This is a genomic window from Kitasatospora sp. NPDC004799 (genome assembly GCF_040609095.1).
GTDB lineage: Bacteria > Actinomycetota > Actinomycetes > Streptomycetales > Streptomycetaceae > Kitasatospora.
The window spans coordinates 1-8026 of sequence record NZ_JBEXJK010000373.1; the positions used below are offsets into that span (position 1 = coordinate 1).

The window sequence follows — 8026 nt, forward strand, 5'->3', positions numbered from 1 at the left end:
GTCTATTATCCGCACACAACCCCCCCCCAACCACCCCCCCCAACGCATCACAGCGTGCAGTTGATCAATTACCCAACACTTTCTGAGGCGCCGCACAGGAAGTCGGCCACGCCGACTTCCTGTGCAGGGTGGGTCCCCGCAGTCCCCGATCGTCACCCCGTAGGCCGGGCTCTCCGGACTCGTCCGGGCGCACACGCAACCTTTCGGCCCGCTCACTGCATCGAAGGGGCACCAGGGCTGCGGGAAGGGAGGCGCACCGGGCGCGGGGAGGCGCGCCCGGGACCGGTTGCGGAATTCCCTCGTATTCACTCAGTACGTACACGATTTGACTTTGTCATGGCGAACCCGGATTCCTGTTGCACAGCCGTGACAGTGCCGCGCGAAAAATCGTTCGACCGGCAAGCTTCCGGCGTTAGCATTCCGGAATGGCATCGAATCTCCCCCCGATATGGAATTCCGCCGACGACGTCGATGACGCGGACGACGACCGCCCGTCCCGCCGTACGCCGCTGCGGCTGGTGCGCTTCGGGGCGACCTTCCTGGGGGTGAGCGTCGTGTCCGGTGTGCTGCTGGCGGGCCTCGCGCTGCCCGCCGTCGGGGGCATCGGACTGACGGCCAAGGACACGGCCGAGGGCTTCGAGGACATCTCCGACGACTTCAGGACGCCGCCGCTCACCCAGGTGACGCAGATCTTCGACGCCAAGGGCGGGCTGATCGCCAGGATGTACGAGCGCGACCGCGTCGTCATCACCGCCGACCAGATGTCGCCGTTCATGCGGCAGGCCCAGGTGGACATCGAGGACGCCCGCTTCTACGAGCACGGCGCCGTCGACCTCAAGGGCATCCTCCGCGCGGTCAGCAAGAACGCGGAGAGCGGCACCGCCTCCCAGGGCGCCTCCACCCTGACCCAGCAGTACGTGAAGAACGTCAACGTGGAGCAGGCCGGCGACAACCAGGACGCCGTCCTGGAGGCCCAGCGCAAGACCCTGGGCCGCAAGATCCAGGAACTCAAGATCGCCATCAAGCTGGAGGAGGAGCTGTCCAAGGACCAGATCCTCACCAACTACCTGAACATCACGTACTACGGGAACGGCGCCTACGGCGTCGAGGCCGCGTCCCGGCGCTACTTCGGCAAGAGCAACAAGGACCTGACCGTCGCCGAGGCGGCCACGCTCGCCGGGCTGGTGCAGAACCCGTCCCAGTACGACCCGAAGCTGCACCCGCAGGCCGCGCAGAACCGCCGGGACGTGGTGATCGGCAAGATGCTGGAGAGCAAGCACATCACCCCCGAGCAGGCGAAGGAGGCGAAGGCCGCCCCGCTCGGCCTGAACTACAAGGAGCCGCAGAACGGTTGCATCACCGCGCAGGCCGGCATGGGCTTCTTCTGCGACTACGTCCGACGCGTCGTCAAGCAGGACCCGGTCTTCGGCCAGAGCGCCGCCGAGCGCAAGAAGTTCTGGGACCAGGGCGGGCTGAACATCCGCACCACGCTGGACCCGGACAAGCAGGCCGCCGCCCAGAACGCGGTGAGCGCCAACGTGCGGGTCACCGACACCGTCTCCGCCGCCGCCACCATGGTCGAGCCCGGCACCGGCAAGATCCTCGCCATGGCCCAGACCCGCCCCTACGGCGTGCTCAAGGAGAAGAACCAGACCGTCGTCAACCTCAACGTGGACGCCGCGATGGGCGGCGGCAACGGCTTCCAGCCCGGCTCCACCTTCAAGCCGGTCGTCGCGGCCGCGGCCCTGGAGGCGGGCCTGCCGGCGACCCAGGAGTACCAGTCCCCGAACAAGCTCGAGTACCCGACGATGAAGACCTGCGAGGGCACCTGGAAGAACGACGCCCGGCCCAAGTCGGTGGTGCCCAACGAGAACCCGAACGAGAAGGGCCCGTACCAGCTGAAGACGGCGATGGCGCTCTCGGTCAACACCTACTTCGTGCAGATGGAGCAGGAGATCGGCCTCTGCGCGGTCAAGCAGATGGCCAACAAGCTCGGCATCACCACCAGGGCCAGCGGCAAGCCCCTGGAGGAGGTCCCCGCGATGGGCCTGGGCGTCGAGGAGATGAGCCCGCTGACCATGGCCAACGTCTACGCGACCTTCGCCGCCCAGGGCACCCACTGCGCCCCGGTCGCCATTACCGGCATCACCACCCTGGACGGCAAGGACGTCCCCGTCCCGGCCGGCCACTGCGAGCAGGCGTTCTCCGAGTCGACGGCCCGGGCGCTGAACACCGTCCTGAACGGCGTGACCGAGAACAACGGCACCGGCGCGGCGCTCCAGCTGGAGGACAACCGCCAGATCGCCGGCAAGACCGGCACCTCGGACCGCAAGCGGGCCGCCTGGTTCAACGGCTACACCCCGCAGCTCGCCACCGCGGTCTGGCTCGGCGGCCCCGACGGCGGCGTCGAGATGCGCGACATCACCATCAACGGGAAGCACCGCACCGAGGTGTTCGGCGCCGACGGCCCGGGACCGATCTGGCGGGACGCCATGAACCAGGCCCTGCGCGGCACGCCCGCGCAGTCCCTGCCGATGGCCGACATCCCCGACCCGGCGCCGAAGCCGGACCCGGCGGGTACGACCGCTCCGGCCACCGCCCCGGCCACCGCGCCGGCCACCCCGGTCGGCCGGTAGCAGGGGCCGGGTGCTCCGGCGCGACCGGCGCGACCGGCGCGACCGGGGCGACCTAGGACGGGTCGGGGGCGGTCTCCAGGACCGCCTCGACATCGACCTCGACGTCGACCAGGTTGCTGACCACCGTGCCGCCGCGGTCCACCACGTCGTTCCAACTCACGCCGAAGTCCTGGCGGTTGATCCGGGTGGTGGCGATGAACCCGGCGCGCCGCCGCGGGCCCAGGTCGCGTCCGTCCTCCCACCACGGGGTGTCCCACTGCCCGAGGTAGCTCACGTCGAAGGTGACCGGGCGCGTCACACCGCGGATGGTGAGCTGCCCGGTGACCTCGAATCCGCTCGCGCTCACCTGGTGGATCCGTGACCCGACGAACCTCCAGGTCGGGTGGTGCTCGACGTCGAAGAAGTCGGCGCTGCGCAGGTGCGCGTCCCGCTCGGGCGAACCGGTGTACACCTGGGTCGCGTCGATGGTCGCCTCGACCCGGGCCTGCTCCGGAGCGTCCGGGTCGACCTCCAGGAAGCCGTGCACGTTCTTCAGCTGGCCGCGCACGTAGGTGACCATCATGTGTCGGGCGCGGAACTCCGCGCCGGTGTGGCTGGGCTCGAAGAACCAGGTCGTGGTGGCCATGGCGACTCCGTGAGGTGGCGGCCGACGGTGCCCCGAGCCCCCTCCAGCCAGGGTAGGACGAACCCGGCCCGCCGTCGTCCGCACGCCCGTACGGCATCCCCGATCCCCCGTCCGCACGGCGCCCGGTCCGCGCGGCATCCCGCCGTCCGCCCGCTCGGACCCGGCGGAAAACCGGGCGACTCCCCTGCGCCCGATCCTCTACGGTGAACGCGCCCAGGGCGGCCGTCTACCGCCCGTCGACGTGGCGCGACCAACGCGCCCGCACCCCAGGGAGTCACCCCGCCATGACACGCACCCTCGTCGCACAGCTGCCCTCGCACCTCGGGGAGACGGTCACCGTCTACGGGTGGGTGAACACCCTCCGGCTCCAGCGGCGGATCCAGTTCGTGCTGGTCCGGGACCACACCGGTCTCGTGCAGGTCACCCACCCGCGCGGCGGGGAGGGCGACGCAGTCGAGGCCGCCTTCGAGGGCGTGACGGTCGAGTCCGCCGTGAAGATCACCGGCCGGGTGGTCGAGAACCCGCAGGTCAAGCTGGGTGGTCTGGAGATCGTCCCGGACCGGGTGGAGGTCGTCGCCCCGGCCGAGCCGAAGCTGCCGATCGACGAGCGGACCGGCATCGACCAGCGCCTGGACTGGCGGTTCCTGGACCTCCGGCGCCCCTCCCAGCGCCTGGTCCTCGAGGTCCAGACGACCGTCGAGCGGGCGATGCGCGAGGTGGCGGCCGAGGAGGGCTTCACCGAGCTGCACACGCCGAAGCTGATGGGGACGGCCTCCGAGTCGGGCGCCGAGGTGTTCGAGGTGGCCTACTTCGGGCGGACCGCCTATCTGGCCCAGTCCCCGCAGTTCTACAAGCAGATGGCCATCGCGGGCGGCATCGACCGGGTCTTCGAGATCGGGCCGGTGTTCCGCGCCGAGCCGTCCTTCACCTCCCGGCACGCCACCGAGTTCACCGGGGTCGACGTCGAGATCGCCTGGATCGACGGGGTCGAGGACGTGATGGCCTTCGAGGAGCGGCTGCTGCACCGCGCCCTGGCCGCCGTGGCCGAGCGGCACGGGGCGGCGATCGCCGAGCACTTCGGCACCCGGGTGGTCGTCCCGGAGCTGCCGTTCCCCCGGATCACGATGGCCGACGCGCTGGCCCGGCTCCGCGCCACCGGCTGGGACCGGGAGGGCGTCAAGGACGACCTCGACCCCGAGGGCGAGCGGGCGCTGTGCGGGCTGATCGCCGAGGAGGCCGGGCACGAGTTCGTGTTCGTCACCCGGTTCCCGGCCGCCGTGCGGCCGTTCTACCACCTGCGGCCCGAGGACGACCCGACCGTCACCGAGTCCTTCGACCTGCTGTGGAGGGGCGTGGAGATCACCACCGGCGCCCAGCGCGAGCACCGGTACGACCGGCTCGTCGCCCAGGCCCGGGAGAAGGGCATGGACACCGGGCCGCTCTCCGGGTACCTCGACTGCTTCCGCTACGGCACCCCGCCGCACGGCGGGCTCGGGCTGGGCCTCGGCCGGCTGCTCATGCTGGCGCTGGGCCTGCCGTCGATCCGCGAGGCCACGTTCCTCTTCCGGGGGCCGCACCGCCTCGAACCGTAGAAAGAGACGGAAGGCCGCATACGGAAACCGGTGAAACGGAACGCCGTAAAACGGAAAGCCGGAGAACGAAAAGGGCCGCGCCCGAGGAGATCGGTTCCTCGGGTGCGGCCCTTCCGGCGTTCCCGGCGTTCCCGGCGTTCCCGGTGTTCGGCCGCCCTCCGTCAGCCGCGGCGGAGGGCCTCGGTGAGCCGGTTGGCGGCTTCGATGATGGCCTGGGCGTGCAGGCGGCCCGGGTGACGGGTCAGCCGCTCGATCGGGCCGGAGACGGAGACGGCAGCCACCACGCGGTTGGACGGCCCGCGGACCGGGGCGGAGACGGACGCGACGCCCGGCTCCCGCTCCCCGATGGACTGGGCCCAGCCGCGGCGGCGGACGCCGCTGAGCGCGGTGGCGGTGAAGCGGGCGCCCTGGAGGCCTCGGTGGAGGCGTTCGGGCTCTTCCCAGGCCAGCAGGACCTGGGCGGCGGAGCCGGCCTTCATCGGCAGGGTGCTGCCGACGGGGACGGTGTCGCGCAGGCCGGAGAGTCGTTCGGCGGCGGCGACGCAGATGCGCATCTCGCCCTGGCGGCGGTAGAGCTGCGCGCTTTCCCCGGTGACGTCGCGCAGATGGGTGAGGACGGGGCCCGCGGTGGCGAGCAGTCGGTCCTCGCCGGCGGCGGCGGAGAGTTCGGACAGGCGGGGGCCGAGGATGAACCGGCCCTGCATGTCGCGGGTGACCAGGCGGTGGTGTTCGAGTGCGACGGCGAGTCTGTGGGCGGTGGGGCGCGCCAGACCGGTGGCGGCGACCAGCCCCGCCAGCGTGGCGGGGCCCGACTCCAGTGCGCTGAGCACCAGAGCGGCCTTGTCGAGAACGCCGACGCCGCTAGTGTTGTCCATAGCATGATATTGCAGTCTCAGTTGGCGAGACGCAAGTCTGTTTCGATGTTCGCCATCCTCTCAGATGCCCGCAAAGCGGTTCTTCCGGGACTCGGCGTCTCAGATGCTGGATCCGCTGGAGGGCGTGCCGCGGCACGGAGACCGAGGGGCGGCGAAATGGCGACGGAATCGCCGGGGGGGAATGGAAAAAGCCCCTGCCGTGTCCGTCGGACACGGCAGGGGCCGTAAGAAGAATTCGGCGGCGTCCTACTCTCCCACAGGGTCCCCCCTGCAGTACCATCGGCGCTGAAAGGCTTAGCTTCCGGGTTCGGAATGGAGCCGGGCGTTTCCCTCTCGCTATGACCACCGAAATGATCGGGCCGGGCAATTGCTCGAAAGCATTGCCTTCGCCTCGTCGCAAATCATAGCAGGAGGAAAACGGGCGGCATTCAGAAGCCCACGGCCTCGCGCAGCAGCAGGACGGTCCCCTGGGTGAGCCGGGCCGGGGCGTTGAGCACGAGGAGCTGGTTCACGACGCTCGGCTGCCCGTACGCGGCGCGGGCGCGCTCGGACTCCAGCGGGAGGACGTGGGCCTCGACGCGCCGCAGGGCGGCCGGGAGGTCCGGGACGATCTTCTGGGCCCCGACGATCCAGATCGCCCGGCCGGCGCCGCCGACGCAGGCGGGCAGCTGGCTGCCGGTGGCCGAGGCGAGGACCAGCGAGCCGGTCTCGGTGACGGCGGCGACGCCGGCGAGCACCACGTCCGGGGTGGCGATCATCCGGCGGAGCTCGTCGGCCTCGGCGACCCGGTCCATGCCCAGCGCCCGGGGCTTCACGGCGCGGTAGCGGTCGCCGGCGTTGACGTCCTCCTCGATGCCGGAGAGCCGGAGGGTCTCGCTGGCGCCGGTGAAGACGGTGGCGTCGGCCGGGACCAGCTCCGCGATCCGGGCGCGCGCGGCGGCGGCGTCGTCCAGGACCTCGACGGTGAAGCCGTTCGCCGCCAGTGCGGCGGCCGTCCGCTCCAGCCGGTCGGCGCCGGCCGGGTCGGTGTACGGGGCCGGGGCGGTGTGCGGCGCCGGGGCCCACCCGGGGGTGCTCGGTGCCGAGCCGGTCAGCGGGCTGGTGTCCAGGTACCGGGTCTCGTAGACCCGCTCGGCGAACCGCCAGCCGTCCGTCGTCCGCCGGTAACGGTCGTGGTAGACCGCGTAGTTGAGGCCCTGGACGCCGTTCTTCAGCCGGACGATCTCGTGCATGTGGGCGCGGCCGGTCGCGGTGTCGCCGTCGATCAGGACCGTGCCCGGGTGGGTGTTCTGGACGAAGAAGTCCCACTGCTCCTGGAGCTTCTCGCCGCCGACCCGGATCTGCTCCGGGCCGGTCAGCTCGATCGGGACGTCGGGCATCCGCAGCACGCCGTCCGGGGTGAACAGCGCGGCGAGGCGGGCGCGGTCGCGCATCATCACCGCGTCGGTGAACTCGGCCTGCAGGGCCGTGATCTCGACGCGATCGGCGATCGCCTGGAAGTCGTTCATCGGGTTCTCCGTTCGTCGGGCGGTCGCACCGGTGCGACCGGTGCGATCGATGTGACCGGTGCAATCGGTGCGACAGCTACGACAAGGCAGCCGCTCGGAATGTGAGGCGGCGGGGAGGAACGGGGCGGAGAGCGCGTCCCGACATCACATCCGGGGCCGCTGTCCGGTCTGTCAGGGGAGAGGAAGAGCGGAGAACCGTCGAGTCGAAGGGTGGCGACACAGTGCGGGACACAGCGCGGGAAGCACGGGAGGCAGCGGGCGGCGACGCCGCGGCCGAGCCGGGCCTGGGCGCGATCATGAACGAGCGGCGCCGGCTGCTCAACCTGGCGTACCGGATGCTCGGTTCGCTGGCCGACGCCGAGGACGTGGTGCAGGAGACGTACGCCCGCTGGTACGCGCTGCCCCGGCGGGAGCGGGAGGGGATCGCCTCGCCCGGCGGCTGGCTGACCACGGTGGCCAGCCGGATCTGCCTCAACCTGCTCGGCTCGGCCCGGGCGCGGCGGGAGCGCTACGTGGGGGAGTGGATTCCCGAGCCGCTGCCCGCCGGCCGGGAGTGGACGGACGCCGCGGCGGACCCGGCGGCGGACCCGGCCGACCGGATCACCCTGGACGAGTCGGTCAGCATGGCGTTCCTGGTGGTCCTGGAGGCGATGACCCCGGCCGAGCGGGTCGCCTTCGTCCTCCACGACGTCTTCCGCTACCCGTTCGCCGAGGTGGCCGCGATCGTCGGCCGCTCCCCGGCGGCCTGCCGCCAGCTGGCCACCTCGGCCCGCCGGCGGGTCCGGGCCGC

The 8026-nt window shown here is 71.4% G+C and carries 6 protein-coding genes and 1 rRNA gene; 3 read left to right on the forward strand and 4 right to left on the reverse strand.

Translation table 11 applies throughout. The features are described from left to right. The first annotated feature begins 425 nt into the window (after positions 1 to 425). The gene (locus ABZW03_RS32555) at positions 426 to 2636 is read left to right on the forward strand and encodes a transglycosylase domain-containing protein (protein WP_355266378.1); all 2211 of its coding nucleotides are present in this window, start codon (positions 426 to 428) and stop codon (positions 2634 to 2636) included. 52 nt (positions 2637 to 2688) lie between these two features. Here ABZW03_RS32555 and ABZW03_RS32560 read toward each other — a convergent pair whose 3' ends face one another. After that, positions 2689 to 3261 (reverse strand): YceI family protein, encoded by a 573-nt coding sequence (locus ABZW03_RS32560; protein ID WP_355266381.1) that lies wholly within the window; start codon positions 3259 to 3261, stop codon positions 2689 to 2691. A gap of 284 nt (positions 3262 to 3545) precedes the next feature. Between ABZW03_RS32560 and aspS the strand changes: the two genes are divergently transcribed. Continuing rightward, a complete protein-coding gene (aspS, locus tag ABZW03_RS32565; RefSeq protein ID WP_355266384.1) occupies positions 3546 to 4853 on the forward strand; it encodes an aspartate--tRNA(Asn) ligase in 1308 nt (435 codons plus the stop codon). Positions 4854 to 5014: 161 nt separating this feature from the next. On the opposite strand, the gene ABZW03_RS32570 is transcribed toward aspS, so the two are convergent. From ABZW03_RS32570 to ABZW03_RS32580, 3 genes are all read right to left on the reverse strand, one after another. Next, entirely contained in the window at positions 5015 to 5728 is a 714-nt protein-coding gene (locus tag ABZW03_RS32570) for an IclR family transcriptional regulator (protein WP_355266387.1), read from the reverse strand. Positions 5729 to 5961: 233 nt separating this feature from the next. After that, positions 5962 to 6078: ribosomal RNA gene (gene rrf, locus ABZW03_RS32575) — 5S ribosomal RNA — on the reverse strand. Positions 6079 to 6156: 78 nt separating this feature from the next. Next, a complete protein-coding gene (locus ABZW03_RS32580; RefSeq protein ID WP_355266390.1) occupies positions 6157 to 7236 on the reverse strand; it encodes an LUD domain-containing protein in 1080 nt (359 codons plus the stop codon). A 296-nt stretch (positions 7237 to 7532) separates the two neighbouring features. On the opposite strand from ABZW03_RS32580, the gene ABZW03_RS32585 reads away from it, so the two are divergent. Beyond that, positions 7533 to 8026: sigma-70 family RNA polymerase sigma factor (locus ABZW03_RS32585; protein ID WP_355266393.1), on the forward strand; the 494-nt coding region annotated here is incomplete at its 3' end.

Coding starts and splice junctions, on each gene's coding strand:
- ABZW03_RS32555 (WP_355266378.1), top strand. CDS start 426: ATGGCATCGAATCTCCCCCCGATATGGAATTCCGCCGACGACGTCGAT.
- ABZW03_RS32560 (WP_355266381.1), bottom strand. CDS start 3,261: ATGGCCACCACGACCTGGTTCTTCGAGCCCAGCCACACCGGCGCGGAG.
- aspS (WP_355266384.1), top strand. CDS start 3,546: ATGACACGCACCCTCGTCGCACAGCTGCCCTCGCACCTCGGGGAGACG.
- ABZW03_RS32570 (WP_355266387.1), bottom strand. CDS start 5,728: ATGGACAACACTAGCGGCGTCGGCGTTCTCGACAAGGCCGCTCTGGTG.
- ABZW03_RS32580 (WP_355266390.1), bottom strand. CDS start 7,236: ATGAACGACTTCCAGGCGATCGCCGATCGCGTCGAGATCACGGCCCTG.